Source organism: Gemmatirosa kalamazoonensis (genome assembly GCF_000522985.1).
Taxonomy (GTDB): Bacteria; Gemmatimonadota; Gemmatimonadetes; order Gemmatimonadales; family Gemmatimonadaceae; genus Gemmatirosa; species Gemmatirosa kalamazoonensis.
Genome location: NZ_CP007128.1, coordinates 3,610,638 through 3,632,545, shown reverse-complemented (window position 1 = coordinate 3,632,545; position 21,908 = coordinate 3,610,638). Strand labels below are relative to the sequence as shown.

Genomic DNA, 21,908 nt, shown 5'->3' with positions numbered 1-21,908 from the left:
CCTGCGGGCCTCAGTCGCCCGCGACTGCGGCGAGATGCGCGGCCGTCTCCGCGGCCGCGCGCTCCCACGTGAACGTCTCCGCGAAGCGCCGACCACTCGCGCCCAACGCGCGCACGAGGTCGGGGGAATCGGCCAGCCGCTGCAGGCGTGCGCCCATGGCGGCGACATCGCCGTGGGGCACGAGAAACCCGGTCTCCCCATCGCGGACACTTTCCCGGAGACCGGGTGAATCCGACGCGACGACGGGTGTCCCGCACGCCGCGGCTTCGAGGTTGGTGATGCCCCAGCCCTCCTTGGGGGATGCGAACGCGAGCGACCACGCGCGACGCAACAGGTCCACCTTCTCGGCCTCGCTGATGAACCCAAGAAACTGCACGCGATCGGAGAGCGCAAGCGACGCGGCGAGCCGCTCCAGCTCCGCCCGGAAGTCGCCCGTCCCGGCGATCGCGAGCCGGGCGTCGGGGTGCCGGACCTGGGCAAACGCGCGGATGACGAGGTCGACACCCTTGTACTTCTTCAGGCGACCGAGGTACGCGAACAATGGCGCGGGCGAGCGCACGGCGGGGTCGGGCGTGTAGTGCCCGGCGTCGATCCCCGGGTAGATGACGCGGATGAGCTCTCGCCGGATGCCGCGCCGCACGAGATCGTCGGCCGTGCTCTCGCTGATGGCGTGGAACGCGGTGTTGCGATACACGAGCGGCAGCGGACGCTCGGCGAGCCACACCGCGGCGGCGAGCGGCAGCGGCGCCTCCTGGAACACGGTGCCACCGAACAGATGCGGCACGAGCGCGACGACGCGACGCGCGCCCCACCGCGGCGTGAGCAGCGGCACCTTGTTGATGTCCTCGACGAGGACGTCGAACGGCGCGCGCGCGAACGCGCGACGCCAGTAGCCGCGCGCGAGGAACGGGAACGTGTGGCGCGTGCCGACGCGGTGCACGTCGATGCCGTCGATCTCGGCGCGTGGCGCGCAGCCGGGCCATCCGCCGCAGAGCAGCGTCACGTCGTGGCCGCCGCGCGCGAGCCGGCCGAAGATCTCGTGCAGGTGGATCTCGGCGCCGCCGGCCTGCGGGTTCTCGCGGTCCTGCCAATTGACCAGCAGGATCTTCACGACCGCCCTCCACGCTCCACGCTCCACGCTCCACGCTCGGGCCGCCCGAGCGTGGAGCGTGGAGCGTGGAGCGTCGAGCGTGTGCTGCCTCTCACAGGCGTCCCAGGCGTCGGGCCAGCGCGTCGACGACACCGTTCACGAAGCGCGCGCTCTGCTCGCTGCCGTATCGCTCGGCGAGCCGCACGGCTTCCTGGATGACGACCTTCGGCGGCGTCTCGCCGCGACGCAGCTCCGCGGCGGCGAGACGCAGCACAGTGCGCTCGATCGCACCGAGTCGCTCGAGCCGCCAGTTCGTGGTGACGTCGCCGAGCTCGCGGTCGATCTCCTCGCCGTGCTGGATCATCTCGCGCACGATGAACCCGGCGAGCCGCCGTTCCTCGGGACCGACGGCGAGGTCGTCCCACACGCGCGTCGCGACCAGCTCGAGCCCCTCGGCGCCGCGCACGTCCCACGCATACAGCGCCTGCAGCGCACGCGCGCGAGCGCGGCTCTCGAGGCGCTCACCTTTCGGCATCGTCGTCCTCCCCGTCCCCGCCCTCGAGATCCGACTCCGCATCGGCGGCCGAATCGAGCAGGTCGAACAGATCGGCCATCTCCATCGCGGCCATCGCGGCGTCCCACCCCTTGTTGCCGTGCGCGCCGCCGGCGCGCGCCTCGGCCTGCTCCATCGTGTCGGTGGTGAGCAGGCCGAGCGCGACGGGGACGTCGAACTCCGCGCTCGCGTCGGCGAGCCCGCGCGCGGCCTCGCCGGCGACGTAATCGAAGTGTGGCGTCTCGCCGCGGACGACCGCACCGACGGCGACGACGGCTGCGTAGCGGTCGCTCGCGAGCACCTTGCGCACCGCGGCGGGCAGCTCCCACGCACCGGGCACCCACACGACGTCGACGTCGTCGAACGCCGCGCCGTGGCGCGTGAACGCATCGACGGCGCCCTCGGCGAGCGGACGCGTGACGGACTCGTTGAACCGGCTGGCGACGACGACGAAGCGGCGTCCGCTGGCGTTAGGCGTGCCGACGAACTCGGGCATGTCTTGCTCTTCTTGGATTACAGGAAGCGTGCGGCGCATGAGTCGGGACTCGGGGACTCGGGACTCGGGACTCGGGACTCGGGTCGGATGGCACTCGCTCCGCTCGTGCCTTCATGAAAGCGAGCGCAGCGAGCACACCGCCCCGAGTCCCGAGTCCCGAGTCCCGAGTCCCGAGTCCCGAGTCCCGATTGACGGTCACGACGCGAGAAGGTGTCCGAGCTTCGCGCGCTTGGTGGCGAGGTAGCCCGCGTTCTCGCTGTTCGCCGGTGCCTGGATGCGCACGCCGCCCTCGGCGACGCGCAGCCCGTAGCCCTCGAGGCCGACGAGCTTGCGCGGGTTGTTCGTCATGACGCGGATGGACTTGAGCCCGAGGTCGAGCAGGATCTGTGCGCCGATGCCGTAGTTGCGCAGGTCCGGCTTGAAGCCGAGCCGCTCGTTCGCCTCGACCGTGTCGGCGCCGCTGTCCTGGAGCTCGTAGGCCTTCAGCTTGTTCAGCAGACCGATGCCGCGGCCTTCCTGGTCGAGATACACGATCACGCCACGCCCCTCGGCGGCGATCATCTCCATCGCCGTGTGGAGCTGCCAGCCGCAGTCGCAGCGCGACGAGTGGAACACGTCGCCGGTGAGACACTTCGAGTGCATGCGCACGAGCACGTTCTCGCCGTCACCGATCTCGCCGTGCACGAGCGCGACGTGCTCGTGATCGTCGACGTCGTTGCGGTAGCCGATGATGCGCCACTCGCCGAACTCGGTGGGGAGCCGCGCGTCGGCGACGCGGTGCACGAGCCGCTCGTGCGCGAGCCGGTACGAGACGAGCTGCGCGACGGTGATGAACGTGATGCCGTGCTTCTCGGCGAACTCCTCGAGCTGCGGCCGGCGCGCCGGCGAGCCGTCGGCGAGGAGGAGCTCGCAGATCACGCCAGCGGGCGTGAGCCCGGCGAGGCGCGCGAGGTCGACGGCGGCCTCGGTGTGTCCCACGCGCTGCAGCACGCCGCCGGGGCGCGCGCGCAGCGGGTTCACGTGCCCGGGGCGGCGCAGGTCGCCGGGCGACGTGGCCGGATCGACGGCGACCCGAATGGTGGTCGCGCGGTCCTGCGCGCTGATGCCGGTGGTCACGCCGAAGCGGCCGGAGGCGTCGATGGTGACGGTGAACGCCGTCTTCATCGCCTCGGTGTTGCCGCGGCTCATGGGGCCGAGCTCCAGCTCCTCGCATCGCTCGGGGGTGAGCGCGAGACAGATCCACCCCTTCGCCTCGAGCATGAAGTTGACCTTCTCGGGCGTGATCAGCTCGGCCGCGCAGATGAGGTCACCCTCGTTCTCGCGGTCCTCGTCGTCGGCGACGAGCACGAACTTCCCCGCCCTGATGTCCTCGATGGCTTGCTCGACGGTGCCGAAAGGCATGACTGAAACCTCGAATCGGCTGCGTGGCTGCGTGGCTGCGTGACGTCGCCGTCACGGAGTCACGCAGCCACGCAGCGTTCACGTGCGTGTTGTCAGATGTGGCGCGATCAGACGCTGGACATGCTTCGCGATCACGTCGGCCTCCACGTTGATGCCGTCGCCGGCGGCGCGGTCGCCTAACGTCGTGTGGCGGCGCGTGTACTCGATGATCGACACCTGCAGAATGCCGGGCGCGGGCAATGCGTTCACGGTGAGGCTCACGCCGTCCAGCGTGATGGAGCCGTGCGGCACGAGCAGCGCGTCGATCTCGTCGGGAACCGCGACGTCGATCAGCAGCGCGTCCTCGTGCACCACGGCCGAGCGCACGGTGCCGACGGCGTCGACGTGTCCCTGGACCATGTGGCCGCCGAGGCGGTCGCCGAGGCGCAGCGCACGCTCGAGGTTCACGCGCCGGCCCGCGGCCCAGTCGCCGAGGGTGGTGCGCTCGAGCGTCATGAACGCCGCCGCGACCGTGAACCAGCCGGCGCCCTTCTCGCGCACCGTGAGACACACGCCGTCGCAGGCGACGCTCTCGCCATCGACGAGGTCGTCGTAGCGACAGCGCACGCGGAACTCGCGCCCGGCGTCCGTGACGTCGACGCGCTCGACGAGGCCGACGTCGTCGACGAGGCCGGTGAACACTAGCGGGACTCCAGGGTGTGCACGGCGTAGATGGTCATGAGGTCGTCGCCGAACGCGCGCCGCGCGACGATGGGCAGCCGCCGCGCCGCCTCGGCGCGGGCCGCCGGCACGTCACCGAACGCGGGCAGCGCGCCACGGCCGAGTACGACGGGTGCCTGAAAGGTAATCAGCCGGTCGACCAGCCCGGCCGTCCAGAGGGCCGAGGCGAGCCCGGCGCCCCCTTCCACGAGCAGCGAGCGCACGTCGTGGTCGGCCCGCAGCGCGCGCAGCGCGTCGTGCAGCGTCGCCGCGCGCACGACGCGAACGCCGGCGCCCTCGAGATCGTTCAGGCGCGCGGCGGGCGTGTGCGGGCTCACCACGACCGCCGTGGGCACGTCGCGCGCGGTGCGCACGAGGCGCGACACGTCGGGGAGCCGCGCGCTCCGATCGAACACCACGCGCAGCGGCGGCACGCGCGGCGCGGACGCATCGCGCACGGTCAGCTCGGGGTCGTCGGCGAGCGCGGTGCCGATGCCGACGGCCACGGCGTCGCTCCCCGCGCGCAGTCGGTGCACCTCGCGGCGCGCGGCGCGCCCGGTGAGCCAACCCGGACGCCGCGTGTCGTCCGCGACCGCGCCATCGAGCGAGAGCGCGAGCTTCAGGACGACCCACGGGCGGTCCGACGCGAGCGCGTGGAAGAACGGCGCGTTCAGCTCGCGCGCGGCCTCGCGCTCGACGCCCGTCACGACCTCGATGCCGTGCGCGCGCAGCTTCTTCGCTCCACCCGCGGCGACCGGATGCGGATCCTCGGCGGCGACGACGACGCGCCTAACGCCGGCGGCGATCAGCGCGTCGCTGCACGGCGGCGTCTTGCCGTGATGGTTGCACGGCTCGAGCGTGACGTAGACGGTGGCGCCGCGGGCGCGGTCGCCGGCCGCCGCGAGCGCTGCGGCTTCGGCGTGCGGGCCGCCGTAGCGCGCGTGCCAGCCCTCGGTCACGATCTCGCCGTCACGAACGACGACGGCGCCGACCATCGGGTTCGGCGCCGTCGATCCCCAGCCGCGGCGGGCGAGCCGCAGCGCGCGCCGCATGAAGGCGGCGTCGTCCATCAGAACCCGACGCGCAGCCCCAGCGACGCGTACGTGTACGGGTCGTCGGCCCTGCGGTCGCCGAACTTGTTGTACGGCGTCGTGACCGAGCCGCCGCTCACACGCCCCACCTCCGCGGCGATGCGCAGCAGCGCGAGGTGCACGGAGGCGCCGGCGAACACGTTCGTGCGCGTCATCTTCTGCGACGGGCTCGCGACGGTGCCGTTGAAGCTCGCCGTGATCCCCTGCGTGATCTGCCGCGGCGCGATGAACGCGCTCGCGTCGGCGCGCGAATCGTAGCGGTCCTGCCCCACGCCCGCGGTGAGGCCGACGAGCAGGAAGCTCTTGCTGCCCGCGAGCCGCCACGCGGTCGTCTTCGCCTTGAGCCCCGTGACGCGGACCGAGTCGCTCGTGCCGATGCGCGCGCGCAGATCCACCGTCGGCAGGTCGCGCTGCAGCACGGACACCGAGATGCCCGGCACGAACGACGTCTCCTGCAGGATGCCGAGGCGCGCGCCGTAGCCGAGCTGCAGGCGGCCGCCGGTGGCGTGCACGCTCACCGGGTCCTTGTCGATGTCGGGCACGTAGAACGCGCTGACGAGCGCGTCGATGCCGCCGACGTTCGTGAGGCCGACGCTCAGGCCCTTGAAGATGCCGATCGCCGCGTCGGCGGTCGGCAGCCCGAGGACCTGGCTGCGCGGCGCGAAGTTGCTCGACTGCGGGCCGCTCACGCTGAGCGTGACGTTGCCCGTCTGCGGCAGCTGGCCGCGCACGACGTTCGCGCGCAGTCCCACCGTGAAGTGACCGAGCCCACCGAGCGTGCTCGCGTTGCCGATGACCGCGTTGCCGCCGGTGATGGAGACGCCGAGCTGCGGCGCCATGTAGTTGTACAGGTCGACCGCCTTCTGGCAGGCGTCCTGGGAGACGGAGAGCTGCGACGAGCACGCCGAAGAGACGGTGCCCTGGGCCTCGGCCTGCACGGCGACAGCAGCGACGGCGAACGTGAGCACTGCGACCTTGTACACCGCGACCGCGTACGAGCGACTCTGCACGGTATTCTCCGGGCTGCGAGCGTGATCGTTAGGCACCGGCGGCCGCGCCCTCGATCGCCACGCGGCCGCTGCCGGGCCGCACGCGGCCGAGCCGCCAGGCGCGCACGCCCCGCGCCTGGGCGGAGGCAATGACCGCGCCCGCGTGCTCCGGCGGTGTGATGACGGTCATACCCACGCCCATGTTGAACGTTCGGAACATCTCGTCGCGCGCGACGCCTCCGGCGCGCTCCAGCGCGCGGAACAGCGGCGGGACCTCCCACGAGTCGGCGTCGACGACGGCGTCGAAGTGCGGCGGGAGCGCGCGATCGAGGTTGCCGGGCAGACCGCCGCCGGTGATGTGCGCCATCGCGTGGACGCGGTCGAGCACCGGCTCGAGCGCGGGGAGATACGAGCGGTGCACCGCGAGCAGCGCGTCGGCGACGGTGCCGTCACCATCGGGAAACGCGTCGTGCGGGCCGAGGCGCATGCGCTCCAACACGATGCGGCGCGCGAGCGAGTAGCCGTTCGTGTGCAGTCCGGTGCTCTCCAGCCCGACGATCGCGTCGCCGTCGCGGACCCGATCCGGACCGAGCACCGCGTCCTCCTCGACCCAGCCGACGATGAAGCCGGCGAGGTCGAAGTCGGGCGGCGTGTAGACGCCGGGCATCTCCGCGGTCTCGCCGCCGATGAGCGCGCAGCCGTTCTCGCGGCATCCCGCGGCGACGCCGGCCACCACCGCTTCGACCGCGGTGGGATCGAGCTTGCCGAACGCGACGTAGTCGAGGAAGAACAGCGGGCGCGCGCCCTGCACGAGCACGTCGTTCACGCAGTGGTTCACGAGGTCGTGGCCCACCGTGTCGAGCCGGTTCGCCTCGACGGCGACCTTCACCTTCGTGCCGACGCCGTCGGCGCTCGCGACGAGCAACGGCGCGCGTGCGCCCGGCGGCACGCGGAACATGCCGCCGAAGCCGCCGAAGCGGCCGCGCGCGCCGTCGGTGAGCGTGCTCTCGACGAGGCGCTTGAGGCGGTGCTTCGCGGCGTCAGCGGCGTCGAGGTCGACGCCGGCCGCGCGATAGTCCATGCCCGAGCCGCCGCGCGATGCGTCGCTCACGCGCCCTGCTCCGCGAGCTCCGTCTCGAACGACACGAGCTGGCGGAACTCGCGCACGCGCCGATCGATGTCGTCGCGCGTGACGTCGAGCAGCCGGCCGATGGAGAACTGCTCCACCGCGAACGAGCCCATCGCGGAGCCGTAGATCACCGCGCGGCGCATGTTCGCCTCGCCGAGGTCACCGGTGCGCGCGAGATAGCCGATGAAGCCCCCGGCGAACGAGTCGCCCGCGCCCGTAGGGTCGAAGATGTTCTCGAGCGGATACGCCGGCGCGTAGAACACCGAGTCGGCGCTGAACATGAACGCGCCGTGCTCGCCCTTCTTGATGATCACGTACTTCGGGCCGCGCTCGAGGATCCACTTCGCCGCGTGCACGAGGTTCGTCTTCTCGGTGAGCTGACGCGCCTCGCCGTCGTTCAGCAGCACCATGTCGACCTTCGCGAACAGCTCCAGCAGCTCCGGACGGCGGCTCTCGATCCAGAAGTTCATCGTGTCGCACGCGACGAGCGTCGGCTTCTCGACCTGGTCGAGCACCTGCAGCTGCAGCCGCGGATCGATGTTCGCGAGGAACACGAACGGCGCCTCGCGGAACTGCGCCGGGATCTTCGGCGCGAAGTGCGAGAACACGCCGAGGTGCGTCTCGAGCGTCTCGGCGGAGTTGAGATCGTGGCGATACCGGCCGCGCCAGCGGAACGACGGCCCGTCCGCCTGCTCCACGCCGGCGAGGTCGACGCCGCGCTTCGCGAGCGGCTGCAGCTGATCGAGCGGGTAGTCGTTGCCGACGACGCCGACGAGCTGCACCGGCGTGAGGTGCGACGCGGAGGCGGAGAAGAACGTGCCCGAGCCGCCGAGCACGTGATCGGCCTTGCCGAACGGCGTCTCGACGGAATCGAGCGCGATGGATCCGACGACCAGTACGGACATTGATTGTGTTAGGCGGGATTTACATCCGGTCCGGCGCCGAGATGCCGAGGATGGTGAGGCCGTTGCGGAGCACGATCTGCGCGGCGCGAGCGAGCGCGAGACGCGCCGTCATGAGCGGCGCCTCCTGGCCCAGCACGTGGTGCTTGTGGTACCAGCCGTGCACCAGCCCCGCGGTGTCGAGCAGGTACAGCGCCACGCGGTGCGGCTCGAGCGCCTCGGCGGCCTGCGACACGACGCGTGGGAAGTCGGCGAGCGCGTTGATCAGCTCCTGCTCGGCCGGCTCGGCGAGCAAGGCGACGTCGACGTCGTCCCACTTCATGCTGGCCGCGTCCAGCTCGCCCTGGCGGAAGATCCCGCTCATCCGCGCGTGCGCCATCTGGATGCGATAGATCGGGTTCTCCTCGCTCTGCGAGCGCGCGAGGTCGACGTCGAACACGAGGTGCGAGTCGCCCTTGCGCTGCAGGTAGAAGTAGCGGACCGCGTCGCGCCCCACCCAGTCGATGAGATCGCGCACCGTGACGTAGGAGCCGGCGCGCTTGGAGATCTTCACCTCCTCGCCGCCGCGTGTCACGGTCACCATCTGGTGCAGCACGTACTCCGGATAGCCCGGCGGGATGCCGAGGCCCAACGCCTGCAGCCCCGCGCGCACGCGCGCCGTCGTGCCGTGGTGGTCGCTCCCCTGCACGTTGATGGCGCGCTTGAAGCCGCGCTCCCACTTCGTCACGTGGTACGCGACGTCGGGCACGAAGTACGTGTAGTCGCCGCCCTTCGCCGCGCTCTTGCGCATCACGCGGTCCTTGTCGTCGCCGTACGCGGTGGTGCGGAGGAACAGCGCGCCGTCCTCCTCGTACGTGTGACCGGCGCGCACGAGCGCCTCCACCGTCGCGTCCACGGCGCTCATGTCGTCCGACGCGATGTCCGGGGTCGCCTCGCGGGCGGAGCCCGGCGCGTAGAGCGACGACTCCAGGAAGTACGTGTCGAACGCGACGCCGAACGCCTGCAGGTCGAGGTTCTGCTCGCCGCGGAGCATCTGCACCGCGTGCCGGCGCATCTCCTCGAACAGGTCGTCGTGCACCGGGCGGTCGCCGGCGTTGATCGCCGCGACACCGGCCGTCAGCGTGACGCCGTCCGGCATGCCGCACTGCGCGACGAACGACTCGGCGATGTCCTTGATGTACTCGCCGTTGTAGCCGCCCTCGGGAATCGCGGCGTCGACGCCGATGCGCTGCGAGACACGGATCCAGGTGCTCTTCGCGAGGTTCTCGATCTGCGTGCCGGCGTCGTTGTAGTAGAACTCGCGCGACACCTGCCATCCCGTCCACTCGAGCAGCGTCGAGATGGCATCGCCTAACGCCGCCTGTCGTCCGTGGCCGACGTGCAGCGGCCCGGTGGGATTCGCGCTCACGAACTCCACCACCACGCGCTCGCCGATCCACTCCGTGTCGCGCCCGTACTGCCCGTCGCGCGCGAGGATCGGGAGGATGCCGCGCGCGACGAACGCGGGGTCGAGCTTGAAGTTGATGAACCCCGCGCCGGCGACGTCGGCCGACGAGACGCCGGCGTCGGCGAGGCTCATCGTCGCGACGAGCGACTGCGCGATGTCGCGCGGCGGCCGCTTCAGCGTGCGGGCGAGCGTCATCGCCAGATTCGTCGTCCAGTCGCCGAACGACGGATCGCGCGGCCGCTCCAGGATGACGTCGATGCCGTCGGGGGCGCCGAGCGCCTGGGCCGCGCGCGCGAGCTCGGAACGGATCCGGTCGGGCGCGCTCATGCGGCGCCCTTCGCGCCGCCGTCGCCGCCGGACTTCGGGGCCGAGGAGGAGGAGCTCGACGAGGAGCTCGACGAGGAGCTCGACGCGCTGCTCGACGACGCGCTCGACGACCCGGCATCGGAAGACTTCGTGCCGCCGCCCGACTCGCCACCGCTCGACGACTCCTTCGACTCCTTGGCCGGCGGCCCGCTCGTGCGGTGCGCGTTCTTGCCGTAGTCGGTCAGGTAGAAGCCGCTCCCCTTGAACACGAGCCCCGCGCCGCCGGAGATCGCGCGCTCGGCCACGGCGCCGCACGTCGGGCACACGGCGGTGCTCGGCGCCTCGCTGATCTTGTGGAACTGGTCGAACACGTGGCCGTTCGCGCAGCGGAACTCGTAAGTCGGCATACCGGCGTGACTTATCTGAGAGGGGACGGAGCCTCGTAGAATACCCGGGGCCGGATGCCGCTTCAAGCCACGATCAGCCGTCGGGCCGGTCCGTCTTGGCGCGCTGCTGGCGCACGAAGTCCTCCACGCCGGGCGGCAGCAGCAGATTGTCGGCGATGCCGGCGATCTCCTCGGCCTGACGCCACGCCTGCTCCAGCTCGGCGAGCTCGCCCTCCAGCGCGCGGCGCTCCTGCTCCTCGTGCAGTGCCATCTCGAGCGCCAGCCGCTGCGGACCGTGCAGACCGAACAGGCCCGTGCGCGGGATCTCGGAGGTCCAGCCCCAGTCGCGGTGACGCGTGCGCGCCGGGCGCGTGGTGACGCGACTCACGCGCGCGATCCGGTCGAGGAACGCGGCGGCGCTCCCCTGCGCTTCGATCTCGCGCACCGCCTCCGCGACGTCGGCCTTCTTGCCGCCGTAGCGGTTCACCTGCGGCATGAGCTGCGCGGCGGCGCGCTGCGCGGCGACCCCGGAGAAGTCCTCCATGCCGCGGCGGTGACGCACGTGCAGCACGAGCCCCTCGACGGCCGGCTCGATGCTCGTCTCCGCGAGGTGGCCGCGCTGCACCTCGAGGCGGCGGCCGTCGGGCGTGACGAGCGTCGCGACCTGCGCGGACGGGCTGCCGTGCGTGATGGCCTTCGCCGCGCTCTGGATCAACCAGATGAAGCCGCCGATGCCCACGCCCGCGACCGCACCGCCGACGACGATGGCGCCCAACGCGGCGACGCTCGCGCCCGCGATGCCGAGCTGCCGACGGCGGCGACGACCGAACTGGTCGCCGTAGCGCCACGCGGCGAACTCGGGACGCAGCGGCTCGCCGATGCGCACCAGCTCGAGCCCCTCGCGCAGCCGCGCGAGCCCGACGTTGTCGGTCGAGACGCGCAGCCGCGTGTCGCGGAACAGGCGCTCGCACTCCTCGATCGCCTCCCACCGCTCCTCGAGCGGCGTGAGGTTCCACCGCTCGCACCGGCGACACACGACCCACAGCCGGCCCTTCGCCGCGTCGTACGCCAGACGCCTGCCGACCGGGAAGTGCTCGACGACCTCGTTGCGCCCGAGCGGTTGATTGCAGAAGAGGCAGGTCGAGTACATCGCGGCGGCCGGCGCGGCGTCACATCGTCGGCGTGTAGTGGCCCCAGACCGCCGCGAGCGCGTCGGTGATCTCGCCGACGGACGCGCGGGCGCGCACCGCGTCGATCACGAGCGGCATGAGCGGCGGACGCTCGGCGTCTGGTTCGACGTAGGGGCGCGCGGCGTCGGAGATGGCGCCTAACGCATCGCGCACCGCGCTCGCGTCGCGGCGCGCGCGCACCTCGGCCAGCGCGCCGACCTGCGCGCGCTCGAGCGAGGAGAAGTCCGGCGCGGGGATGATCGGCGGCTCGCTGCCGTCGCCGAAGCGGTTCACGCCGACGACGACCGCCTCGCCGCGCTCGACGCGGAGCTGGTACTCGTACGCGCTGCGCGCGATCTCCTCCTGGAAGAAGCCGCGCGCGATCGCCTCCGGCGAGCCGCCCATGTCGTCGACCTGCGCGAGCAGCTCGGTCGCGCGCGCCTCGATCTCGTTCGTGAGCGCCTCGACATAGTAGCTGCCGGCGAGCGGGTCGACGGTCTGCGCGGCACCGCTCTCGTGGGCGACGATCTGCTGCGTGCGGAGCGCCAGGGTCGCCGCCTCCGCCGTCGGGAGCGCGAGCGCCTCGTCGTAGCCGTTCGTGTGCAGCGACTGCGTGCCGCCGAGCACCGCGGCGAGCGCCTGGACCGTGACGCGCACGACGTTGTTGAGCGGCTGCTGCGCCTGGAGCGTGACGCCGCCGGTCTGCGTGTGGAAGCGGAGCCGCGCGCTCGCGTCCGACGCGCCGAACCGCTCGCGCATCAGCCGCGCCCACAGCCGCCGCGCGGCGCGGAACTTCGCGACTTCCTCGAACAGGTCGTTGTGCGCGGCGAAGAAGAACGACAGCCGCGGCGCGAACGCGTCCACCGCGAGCCCCGCCCGCACCGCCTGCCTCACGTACTCCACGCCGTTCGCGAACGTGAACGCGAGCTCCTGCACCGCGGTCGCGCCGGCCTCGCGGATGTGGTAGCCGGAGATGGAGATCGGGTTCCACTGCGGCACCTCGGCCGCGCAGAAGCGGAACATCTCGGCGGTGAGCGCGAGGCTCGGCCCCGGCGGGAAGACGTACGTGCCGCGCGCGATGTACTCCTTCAGGATGTCGTTCTGCACCGTGCCGGAGAGCGACGCGCGCGGGATGCCACGCTCCTCCGCCACGACGACGTACATCGCGAGCAGGATCGCCGCCGTCGCATTGATCGTCATCGACGTCGACACGCGGTCGAGCGGCAGATCGGCGAGCAGCGCGTGCATGTCCTCGACCGTGTCGATCGCGACGCCGACGCGCCCCACCTCGCCTAACGCGCGCGGCGAGTCGGAGTCGAAGCCCATCTGCGTCGGCAGGTCGAACGCGGTGGAGAGCCCGGTCTGCCCCGCCTCGAGCAGGAGCTTGAAGCGCGCGTTGGTCTCCGCGGCGGTGCCGAAACCGGCGTACTGCCGCATGGTCCACAGGCGCCCGCGGTACATCGTGGGCTGCACGCCGCGCGTGAACGGAAACCTGCCGGCGTCGCCGAGGTCGCGCGCGTAGTCGACGGGCGCGTCGTCGGGACGATACGTGAGGCAGACGGGGATGCCGGAGGGGGAGAGGCGGTCGTCGGTCATCAACTCAAGCGTGGAGCGTGGAGCGGAGAGCGTGGAGCGGGCGCCGCATAATGAACGCTAGCCGCTCCACGCTCCACGCTCCACGCTCACGCTCGCTCAGCGCGCCACGCTGTACGCCCCCGCCCCCGGACTCACCCCGCCGCTCCCCGCCGCCACCACGTTGCCGGCGAGGATGTCGTTCGCCAGCTCCACCTCGTGCTTGCTGCCGATGTAGAGCGGCGTGCGCTCGTGCAGCTCCTCGGGCTGCACGTCGAGGATGCGGCAGTGGCCGGTCGACGCGCAGCCGCCCGCCTGCTCGACGATGAACGCGAGCGGGTTCGCCTCGTAGAGCAGGCGCAGCTTGCCCTTCGGGCTCTTGGCGTGCGCGGGGTACGCGAACACGCCGCCGGCGAGCAGGTTGCGGTGGAAGTCCGCGACCAGCGAGCCGACGTAGCGCACGCTCAGCGGCTTGCTGCCGCCCTCCAGGCCGCGGTAGTGCCGCATGAGCGTCTTCACCTCGTCGCTCCAGTGCTGCTCGTACGAGTCGTTCACCGACAGGAACTTCCCGGTGTTCGGGATCTTGATGTCGGGGTGCGACAGCAGGAACTCGCCGATCGACGGGTCGAGCGTGAAGCCGTGCGCGCCCTGCCCCGTCGTGTACACGAGCATGGTGCTGGATCCGTAGATCACGTAGCCCGCGGCGACCTGCCGCCGCCCCGGCTGCAGCATGTCCTCGAGCGTGCCGTGGCGGCCGTTCGTGATCTTCCGCATGACCGAGAAGATCGTCCCCACCGGCACGTTCACGTCGATGTTCGACGAGCCGTCGAGCGGGTCGAACAGCAGCACGTACTTGCCGCAGCGGAACCCTTCGGGGATCGGGATGATGTCGGGCTCCTCCTCCGACGCCATCGCGCACAGGCGGCCGCCGTGATCCATCGCCTTCACGATGATCTCGTTCGACAGCACGTCGAGCTTCTGCTGCGCCTCGCCCTGCACGTTGTCGGTGCCCTGCGCGCCGAGGATGTCGGCCAGCCCCGCGCTGCGGACCTTGTTCGCGATCATCTTCGCCGCGAGCGCGATGTCGTACAGGATGCCCGACAGCTCGCCGGTCGCTTCCGGGAACTGGCGCTCCTGCTCGATGATGAACCGCTCGATCGTGACGACGGAGGTAGCGGTGTGCCTGACCACGCGACGGGCCCTCGAGTGATGTGCCACCGACCCGGAAGCGGCGCGTCACGCCGGCGGGCGCTCGGCGAGCACCCCGCGGGCGAAGGCGTCCGCCTCGGCCTCGAATCGGTTCTGATGATAGCCGCGACGGAGCGACTCCCAGACGTACAGGAAAGGGAACGCCCGGCCACGACCAAACTGACGAACGTGACAGAGCTCGTGCAAGAGTAGCTCCGGTGCGACACGTGCCCCGGGCGCCAGCCATATGCATCGGCCGAGCGTGATGCCGGCGACCGTGCGCTGTCCCAGGCACCACCCGCCGACACGGGGCGGCAGCCCGCCGACGCGCCATCGTGCCTCGCCCAGCTCCGGATAACGGCGCACGAGATCGACCGGCAGCGCGACTGGCCGGCCAATCAGGGATCCGACGAGCCGCGCGACGAATCCGGCGTCGTGCTGCGTGGTGGAACGCTCCACCGCTCTCCTCCCGCGTCCACGGTGATCGCGCGGCCATCGGTCCGCACGACGATGGTGCCCCATCGATCGGTGCGCAGCACCTCGGCGCCGCCGAGCGCGAGTCGCCGCAATACGTCGTCGTTCGGCAGACCGTAGCTGTTCCCCGCGCCCACGCTCACCAGCGCCACGCGCGGCCGCACGAGCGCGAGGAACTCCGGCGTGGAGCTCGTGCGACTGCCGTGGTGCGCCACCTTCAGCACGTCGGCGCGCAGCGCGTCGGCGAGCGCGGCATCGGCCGCCGCACGCTCCACGAGCCAGCGCTCCTCGGGCGCCTCTGCGTCTCCCACCAGCAGGAACCGCACCCCGCGCCAACGTACCGAGAGGATCACGCTCGCGAGGTTCGGGTCGTCGAGCGACGCGGTCCACGCGGAATCCGGGGCGAGCACGCGCAGCGCGACGCCGTCGACGCGCAGCTCCTCGCCCGGACGCACGCGCTCCCACGCGACGCCGGACGTGCGGGCCGCCTCGAGCGACGCGCGGTACACGTCGCTGCCGAGCGCGAACGCGGCGTCGAGGTACCGCCGCGGATGCATCGCCGCGAGCACGCTCGCCGCGCCGCCGACGTGGTCCGCGTGCGGATGCGAGAGCACGAACGCGTCGAGCGGCCCACCACGACGGCGCAGGTACGGCAGCACCGTCGCGCGTCCGGCATCGCCGCCGCGCCACACTCTGCCCGCGTCGACGAGCACCCAGTGCCCGTGCGGCGTGCGCACCGCGATCGCATCGCCCTGTCCCACGTCGAGCATGTGCAGCTCGACCTCGCCGCTTCCGGAGACGGCGAGCAACGGCGACCACGCCGCGAGCGCGAGCGACGCCGCCGCGACGATCGCGGCGCGCGCACGGACCCATCGCGACCGCGCGGCGCACGCGGCGAGCAGCGCCACGCCCGCCCCCGCAGAGCACACGGCGGTGCCGAGGGACGGCGCGACGGCGAGCGCGGCGTGCGGCACGTCGGCGGCACCGCGAGCGACCGCGTCGAGCGCGCGGAGCAGCAGCCGCGCGGCGCCCGCGACGTGCAACGCGAGCGGCCTAACGGGTGCCAGGAGCACCGCGAGGAACAGCGTCGGCTGCAGCGCGGCGACGATCGGCGCCGCCACGAGGTTGGAGAGCGGCGCGACGAGGCTCACCCGGCCGAACGACCAGGCGACGACCGGCGCCGTGACGGCGGATGCGACCGCGCTCACCGCGAGCTCGCGGGCGATCGTCCGCCGCGCGCCACGCGGTGGATCCGTGAGCCCGTCGATCCATCGTCGGAACAGTGCTCGGCCGCCGACGAGTGATGCCATGCCCGCCACGGAGAGCTGATAGCCCACGTCGAATACCGCGCGCGGATCGAGCAGCAGCGGTACCGCGCCGCCTAACGCGAGGAACGTCCACGGCGACGACGGCCGCTGCAGCACGCGCGACGCGAGCTGCGCGCCGAGCATGGTGCCCGCGCGCACCGCGGGCGGCGGCGCCCCGATGAGCAGCACGTACCCCGCGACCGCGACGGCCGCCGCGACCGACGCCGTGCGACGCGACAGCCGCATCGCGCCGAGCAGCAGCTCGAGCGCCGCCGCGACGAGCGACACGTGCAGCCCCGACACCGAGAGGAGATGCACGAGCCCCGCATCGGCGAACCGGTCGCGGACGTCGCGCGGGATCGCGGCGGCGTCGGCGACGACGAGCGCGCGGGCGAGCGGCGCATCGGCGCCGAAGATCGCGTCGATGGTCCGGCCAGCGCGCGCCCGCATCGCGACGATCGTCATGTGCTCGCCGGTCCTCGCCAGCGAGACGTCGCGCACGAGGGCGCCGCGGGCCGTCGGCGCGAACGTGCCGCGCACCGTGACGACGTCGCCCGCGTCGGCGCGCCCCCGCGCGACGGTGAGCGAGAGCGCCAGCGCGCACCCGTGCGCCGCCGCGGTCACGCGCGCGCCGGGCGACGCGTCGGCCTCGAGCACCGCGTCGGTGCGGCCGCCGCGCAGGATCCGCGCGCGGCACGCGGCGTCCACGCGCCGCGCGGCGACGGTCTGCAGCATCCCGGCGGCGCACGCGAGCGCGAGCCCGACGTTCCGTGGATCGCGCCGGCACGCACACACCGCCGCGCAGGCGACCGCGCCGAGTACGACACCCGCCGGCAGCGCGGCGCCGAGCGCGAGGCCGGCGACGAGGGCGAGGTACGCGAGGAAGACGAGGGGCACCCGCCGAACGTGCGGCGGCGGCGCCTCACGCGCGTGCCCCGAGGAACGCCGCCCGGGCGGGCCGAACGCAGCGCCGCCCTTGCACGCCGCGGAGCGCGCGGCGAGCATGCACGCGCCCCCAGCAACGGCACCCGTGACGGATCCCCAGCAGCAACCACCGCCGCGCCGCGCGCGCCTCTTCCTCGACCGTGCGCTCTCCGCGTCGGCCGGCGTCGTCGCGCTCTCGGCGCTCGCGGTCTCGCTCTACCAGACGAAGATCATGCGCGAGCAGCAGCGCGCGAGCGCGTGGCCGTACGTGCGCGTGGGGCACAACTGGGATCAGCCGGGCCACGGCTACGCGATCCACGTCGCGAACGACGGGCTCGGGCCGGCCGTGGTGCGCGCCGTGGAGGTGCGCGTCGACGGGGTCGCGCGCCCCAACTGGGACGCGGTGGCGCGCGCGCTGCTCGGCCGCGACGCGCGCGCCTACTTCACCACGTTCCACCGCGGCAGCGTGCTGCTCCCGGGCACCGAGCGGTCGATCGTGCAGCTGCCGGTCGACAGCGAGGCCGTGGCGTTCTGGCGCGAGGCGCAGCGGCCGCTCCCGTCGGACACGTCGCGCGAGCGGCTCGAGATCGAGGCGTGCTACTGCTCGCTGTACGACGAGTGCTGGCGGATCGCGTCCGACCGCGAGGAGCCGCGGCGCGTGGCGGCGTGCGAGCCGCCGCGCGCGCCGTGGACCAACTGACCGGCGCGCGTCGTTAGGCGCGCCTAACGGCGCGCACGCGGCCGAGGACGCCAGGGGCCGGCAGACGACGCCGGCCTTGCAGCAATCCCTGGGATGCCTATCGTTGACCCGCTGCCGTTCCCGCCGGGCGGGCAGCGCCGCCGCGGCGGAAGCGACTCGGAGCAAGCTCACATCCTGCTTCGGAGGGTCGCATGCGCAACACGAACTGGCGGTCACTCGTCGTCGTGGCAGCTCTTCTCACCGCTGGAGCCGCGCGCGCGAAGGCCCAGGCGCAGCCGGCGGCGAACGTCCGCGCGCTCGAGCCTACGGGGGCACGCGCCGAGGCGGTCGCGCACTACGAGACGGGGCTCGACGCGAACCTCGTCGGGAACTTCGCGGCGGCCGCCCGCCACCTGCGCATGGCGCTCGACTCCGACAGCGGGTTCGGTCTGGCCCGATCGGAGCTCGCGCTGATCACCGGCGGTCGGCCGTCGATCGCTCAGCACGACCGCGCGGTCGCGGACGCCGCGAAGGGATCCGCAGGCGAGGCGCTGATGGCGCTCGCCCAGCGCGAGGGAGCCGCCGGCCGCGGAGCGAACGCGCGTGCGATCTGGGACGCGCTCGCGCAGATGTACCCGGACGATCGCCGCATCGCGTTGAAGCGTGCGCTGTCGCGCACGGACACGGCGCGCCTGAACCTCCTGCGCGAGCTGGCGCGGCGCGCTCCGGAATACGCGCCTGCGCACGCGTATCTCGCGGTGAGCCTCGTCCCGTCGGCGATTCTGACCTACGACCAGACGGTCGCCGACGAAGCGCTCGCCGCTGCCGACGCTGGGCTCCGCGCGCAGCCCGAGGGGGCGAGCCTCCTCGGCGTGCGCGGCTACGTGGCCGAGCGGCTGCTGCGGCACGACGAGGCGATGCAGTACCTCGACCGGTCGAGCGCGGCGGAGCCGATCGACTGGGTGTACTACACGAAGGCGGAGATCGCGTCGCGCGACCGCAAGGTCACGCTCGCGCGCGCCTATCTCGACAGCGCGATCACCGTTTCACAGAGCCTGCCGCGGCGCGTCGGCATGCGCGTCACGCAGGCACTGCTGCGCGTCGAGGAGGGAGCGATCGGCGACGCGGTGGCAGGGCTGAGGTCCATCGCGCAGCAGGCCGAGACCGACAACCTGCCCGGCGCGGCGGCGAACGCGCACGCCGTGACGTCGTTCCTCTACGCGGCGATGGGCGATACCGCGGCCGTCGGGCGCGAGCTCGCCGACGCCGCGCGGCTCGGCGAGTCGCGCGCCGATCTGGCCTTCTGGCGGATCTATGCGGCGGCGCTCACCGGCATGGGCACGACGGCCACCGAGCAGCTCGCCGCGTACGTCGACGAAGCACGGAACCCGGACTCCGGCATCAAGCCGGAGTACGTGCACAGCGCCACCGGCCTCGCGGCGCTCGCGAACGGGAAGTACGAGGAGGCCATCGCACACCTCAAGCAGGGCGGCGCCGACCCGGAGAACGAGCTGGCCACGATCGAGGCGCTGACGAAGCTCGGGCGAAAGAAGGAGGCCGCCGCCGCGCGCGACTCGCTCCTCGCGCGGAAGAACATGGACGTCAGCTTCGTGGAGGTGCCGGTCGCGATCTACCGCAGCACCATGAAGCGGAAGTGACGCGCCGCGGCGCGTCGCCTAACAGCTCGCCGCCATCGGCAGCGAGAGGCGGCGCGCCGGCTCGTCGCGCACGATCGCGCCGGTGAACGTGGACCCGCTGGTCCCGGTGAGCTCCACCGTGTAGTACGCGCCGACCGTGGCGCCCTCCACGGGGATCATCACCGTCTTGAAGTCGCGCGTGCGCGCCATCAGCATCTCGCCGCGCTTCGCCTCGCGCTCCACGAGCACCTCGTGGCGGGTGCCTAACAGGCGCAGGTTGCGCTCGCGCGCGCCGGCGCGCACGGTCGCGATCAGCCGCTCCAGCCGCTCGCTGGCGACCGCGTCGGACACGGTCTCGGACGCGGGCATGCGCGTGGCCGGCGTACCGTCGCGCGGCGAGAACTTGAACGTGTACGCGTCCTCGAAGCCGATCTCCTGCACGAGCGACAGCGTCTCCTCGAAGTCCGCCTCGGTCTCGCCCGGGAAGCCGACGATGATGTCGGTCGTGAGGTTCACACCCGGGATCGCGTCGCGCAGCCGGCGCACGCACTCCGCGTAGCCCTCGCGCGTGTACCGGCGCAGCATGCGCTTCAGCACGCGAGAGGACCCGCTCTGCATCGGCAGGTGCACGTGCTCGCACACCTGCGGCACGCTCGCGATCGCGTCGATCACGCGGTCGGTGAAGTCGTTCGGGTGCGGGCTCGTGAAGCGGATGCGTCGGATCCCGGCCACGTCGCCGACGGCGCGCAGCAGGTCGGCGAAGTCGTGCGCGCCGTCGTGATACGAGTTCACCGTCTGGCCGAGCAGCACGACCTCCGTCATGCCGTCGCGCACCACCTGCTCCGTCTCGCGCACGACGTCGTCGAGCCGGCGGCTGCGCTCCGCGCCGCGCGTGTACGGCACGATGCAGTACGTGCAGCGATAGTCGCAGCCGCGCTGCACGGGGATCCACGCCTTCACCTTGTCGAAGCGGCGCGGCGCGAAGTCCTCGTAGTGCTCCTCGAGATCGAAGCTCGTCGCCGTGACGCGCTCGCCGCTCCGCGCGCCATCGAGCAGCGCCGGGAGCGCGCGGTAGCCGTCGGGGCCGACGACGAGGCTGACGTGCCGCGCCTTCTCCAGCAGCGTCGGCCCGAGCCGCTGCGCCATGCACCCCGCGACGCCGAGCACCGCGCCCGGCTTCATGAACCGACGCAGCTCGCCGAGGCGCCCGATCACACGCTGCTCGGCGTGGTCGCGGATGGCGCACGTGTTGACGAGGATGACGTCCGCGCCCTCCGGCCCCTCCACCGGCTCGTAGCCGTTCGCGGCGAGCCGTCCGTACATGAGCTCGGAGTCGCTCACGTTCATCTGGCAGCCGTACGTTTCGATGTAGACGGTGGGCCGGGACATCTGCTACCGGTCGAAGGGCGGGTCGACGAATGGAACGCGTTGCGACCCTGCAACTTAGACGGTTTCGTCCGCCGGCGCGACCCGCCGCCGGCGCCGCCGTGCCCACACGATGCCGAGCACGCCCGCGCCGCCTCCGAGGCAGCAGCGCCGTGGGTGACCTCGTCGAACGTCGGCCCCACGCGCGTCGCGACCGCCAGCGCCTGGCTCAGAGCGAGCGCCAACCCACCTGGCCGCCCGCGTTCAGCGGCGTGACCGTGACAGCGAGGTTCGTGATTGACGTTCTCGCCCCGCGCGCCTCGCGCGCCGGTCGTTAGGCCACCTCGGACCGCCGGCGGCGCCGGGCGCCTAACGTGGCCATCACGGCCAGGCCGGCCGCGAGCAGCGGCATCGTGGCCGGCTCCGGCACGACGCCGCCCACCGGCAACACCGCGCACGGCGACCGCGCGCCGCAGCTGTCCGTGGGCAGCGTCGGGTCCAGGCCCACGACCTCGAGGTCGAGCACCGAGAACGCACGCGGATCCAGCAGCCTCGGCGTCGAGAAGCTGAACGTGAGGTACTGGCCGACGCCGCACGTGTTGCCCGCCTGTCCGAACCCGCCCACCGGCGCGCCGACCACGCAGCCTCCGACACCGTTGTTCGACAGCGCGGAGAGGAAGACGGCATCGCCGTTCTCGAACAGGTCCCAGGGCGACGGATCGGCGAGCGTCGCGCCGCCGATCGGCCCCGGCACCGGCAGCGCGCTCACCTCCGCGCCCGGCGCGGGCGGCAACCCGGTGCCGAACACGAGGAAGTAGATGCTCGTCGGCAGCGCCGGCGTCGACGTCGAGCCGAGGTTGCGCAGCGCGATCTCGAACAGCGTCGTGCCGCCGACGCCGCCGCCCGGCGTGGCCGTGAGCAGCACGTCGGCGCAGTTCGCGAGGATTCCCGTGGTGCACGCGCTGAAGTGGCTGGTCTGCGCGGCGGCGCGATTCGCCGCCGACGCGAGGAGCAGGACGATGCCCGCGACGGCGGCGCGTCCGCGTCGCGCGGCCCGCGTGCGGCGATGGTCCGAGCGCATGAGACCTCCGGGGAGAACGAGTC

General features: G+C 72.4%; 20 protein-coding genes. 2 read left to right on the top strand and 18 right to left on the bottom strand.

Translation table 11 applies throughout. From position 1 onward, the window contains the following. Positions 1 to 10: 10 nt before the first annotated feature. The 16 genes from J421_RS15650 to J421_RS15580 all read right to left on the bottom strand — a co-directional run bounded on the left by J421_RS15650 (position 11) and on the right by J421_RS15580 (position 17,096). Positions 11 to 1,111 carry a glycosyltransferase family 4 protein gene (locus J421_RS15650; protein WP_025412122.1) on the bottom strand — a complete coding sequence of 367 codons (1,101 nt, stop codon included), beginning with the start codon at positions 1,109 to 1,111 and terminating at the stop codon, positions 11 to 13. 91 nt (positions 1,112 to 1,202) lie between these two features. Continuing rightward, the gene (nusB, locus tag J421_RS15645) at positions 1,203 to 1,625 is read right to left on the bottom strand and encodes a transcription antitermination factor NusB (RefSeq protein ID WP_025412121.1); all 423 of its coding nucleotides are present in this window, start codon (positions 1,623 to 1,625) and stop codon (positions 1,203 to 1,205) included. Continuing rightward, complete coding sequence (gene ribH / locus J421_RS15640) at positions 1,612 to 2,139, bottom strand: 6,7-dimethyl-8-ribityllumazine synthase (protein WP_025412120.1); 528 nt, start codon at positions 2,137 to 2,139, stop codon at positions 1,612 to 1,614. The genes nusB and ribH overlap by 14 nt, the downstream gene beginning before the upstream one ends. 195 nt (positions 2,140 to 2,334) lie before the next feature. Then, complete coding sequence (locus J421_RS15635; protein WP_025412119.1) at positions 2,335 to 3,540, bottom strand: bifunctional 3,4-dihydroxy-2-butanone-4-phosphate synthase/GTP cyclohydrolase II; 1,206 nt, start codon at positions 3,538 to 3,540, stop codon at positions 2,335 to 2,337. A 78-nt stretch (positions 3,541 to 3,618) separates the two neighbouring features. After that, complete coding sequence (locus J421_RS15630; protein WP_025412118.1) at positions 3,619 to 4,221, bottom strand: riboflavin synthase; 603 nt, start codon at positions 4,219 to 4,221, stop codon at positions 3,619 to 3,621. Continuing rightward, the gene (gene ribD / locus J421_RS15625) at positions 4,221 to 5,309 is read right to left on the bottom strand and encodes a bifunctional diaminohydroxyphosphoribosylaminopyrimidine deaminase/5-amino-6-(5-phosphoribosylamino)uracil reductase RibD (RefSeq protein WP_104022682.1); all 1,089 of its coding nucleotides are present in this window, start codon (positions 5,307 to 5,309) and stop codon (positions 4,221 to 4,223) included. Before ribD ends, J421_RS15630 begins: the two co-directional genes overlap by 1 nt. Beyond that, a complete protein-coding gene (locus tag J421_RS15620; protein ID WP_025412116.1) occupies positions 5,309 to 6,340 on the bottom strand; it encodes a hypothetical protein in 1,032 nt (343 codons plus the stop codon). The genes ribD and J421_RS15620 overlap by 1 nt, the downstream gene beginning before the upstream one ends. Positions 6,341 to 6,368: 28 nt before the next feature. Continuing rightward, the gene (gene purM / locus J421_RS15615) at positions 6,369 to 7,430 is read right to left on the bottom strand and encodes a phosphoribosylformylglycinamidine cyclo-ligase (protein ID WP_201773023.1); all 1,062 of its coding nucleotides are present in this window, start codon (positions 7,428 to 7,430) and stop codon (positions 6,369 to 6,371) included. After that, positions 7,427 to 8,353, bottom strand: coding sequence for a PfkB family carbohydrate kinase (locus J421_RS15610; RefSeq protein ID WP_025412114.1), 927 nt, complete (start codon positions 8,351 to 8,353; stop codon positions 7,427 to 7,429). The genes purM and J421_RS15610 overlap by 4 nt, the downstream gene beginning before the upstream one ends. Before the next feature lie 19 nt (positions 8,354 to 8,372). Then, the gene (argS, locus tag J421_RS15605) at positions 8,373 to 10,124 is read right to left on the bottom strand and encodes an arginine--tRNA ligase (RefSeq protein ID WP_025412113.1); all 1,752 of its coding nucleotides are present in this window, start codon (positions 10,122 to 10,124) and stop codon (positions 8,373 to 8,375) included. Continuing rightward, complete coding sequence (locus tag J421_RS15600; protein WP_025412112.1) at positions 10,121 to 10,510, bottom strand: FmdB family zinc ribbon protein; 390 nt, start codon at positions 10,508 to 10,510, stop codon at positions 10,121 to 10,123. Before J421_RS15600 ends, argS begins: the two co-directional genes overlap by 4 nt. Positions 10,511 to 10,583: 73 nt before the next feature. Continuing rightward, entirely contained in the window at positions 10,584 to 11,639 is a 1,056-nt protein-coding gene (locus J421_RS15595) for a hypothetical protein (RefSeq protein ID WP_025412111.1), read from the bottom strand. 19 nt (positions 11,640 to 11,658) lie between these two features. Beyond that, on the bottom strand, positions 11,659 to 13,254 hold the full coding sequence (locus tag J421_RS15590) for an acyl-CoA mutase large subunit family protein (protein ID WP_025412110.1): 1,596 nt from the start codon (positions 13,252 to 13,254) through the stop codon (positions 11,659 to 11,661). Positions 13,255 to 13,350: 96 nt separating this feature from the next. Continuing rightward, positions 13,351 to 14,421, bottom strand: a complete 1,071-nt coding sequence (gene fbp / locus J421_RS15585) for a class 1 fructose-bisphosphatase (RefSeq protein WP_025412109.1) — start codon at positions 14,419 to 14,421, stop codon at positions 13,351 to 13,353. A 45-nt stretch (positions 14,422 to 14,466) separates the two neighbouring features. Continuing rightward, positions 14,467 to 14,877 (bottom strand): hypothetical protein, encoded by a 411-nt coding sequence (locus J421_RS32120; protein WP_148306347.1) that lies wholly within the window; start codon positions 14,875 to 14,877, stop codon positions 14,467 to 14,469. Further along, on the bottom strand, positions 14,817 to 17,096 hold the full coding sequence (locus J421_RS15580; protein WP_148306346.1) for a DNA internalization-related competence protein ComEC/Rec2: 2,280 nt from the start codon (positions 17,094 to 17,096) through the stop codon (positions 14,817 to 14,819). The genes J421_RS32120 and J421_RS15580 overlap by 61 nt, the downstream gene beginning before the upstream one ends. A gap of 133 nt (positions 17,097 to 17,229) precedes the next feature. On the opposite strand from J421_RS15580, the gene J421_RS15575 reads away from it, so the two are divergent. Continuing rightward, positions 17,230 to 17,823, top strand: coding sequence for a hypothetical protein (locus J421_RS15575; RefSeq protein ID WP_025412107.1), 594 nt, complete (start codon positions 17,230 to 17,232; stop codon positions 17,821 to 17,823). Positions 17,824 to 18,014: 191 nt separating this feature from the next. Next, the gene (locus tag J421_RS15570; protein ID WP_025412106.1) at positions 18,015 to 19,460 is read left to right on the top strand and encodes a hypothetical protein; all 1,446 of its coding nucleotides are present in this window, start codon (positions 18,015 to 18,017) and stop codon (positions 19,458 to 19,460) included. An 18-nt stretch (positions 19,461 to 19,478) separates the two neighbouring features. Here J421_RS15570 and miaB read toward each other — a convergent pair whose 3' ends face one another. After that, positions 19,479 to 20,828, bottom strand: a complete 1,350-nt coding sequence (gene miaB, locus J421_RS15565; protein ID WP_025412105.1) for a tRNA (N6-isopentenyl adenosine(37)-C2)-methylthiotransferase MiaB — start codon at positions 20,826 to 20,828, stop codon at positions 19,479 to 19,481. A gap of 310 nt (positions 20,829 to 21,138) precedes the next feature. Continuing rightward, entirely contained in the window at positions 21,139 to 21,885 is a 747-nt protein-coding gene (locus J421_RS15560; protein WP_025412104.1) for a PEP-CTERM sorting domain-containing protein, read from the bottom strand. Positions 21,886 to 21,908 lie beyond the last annotated feature (23 nt).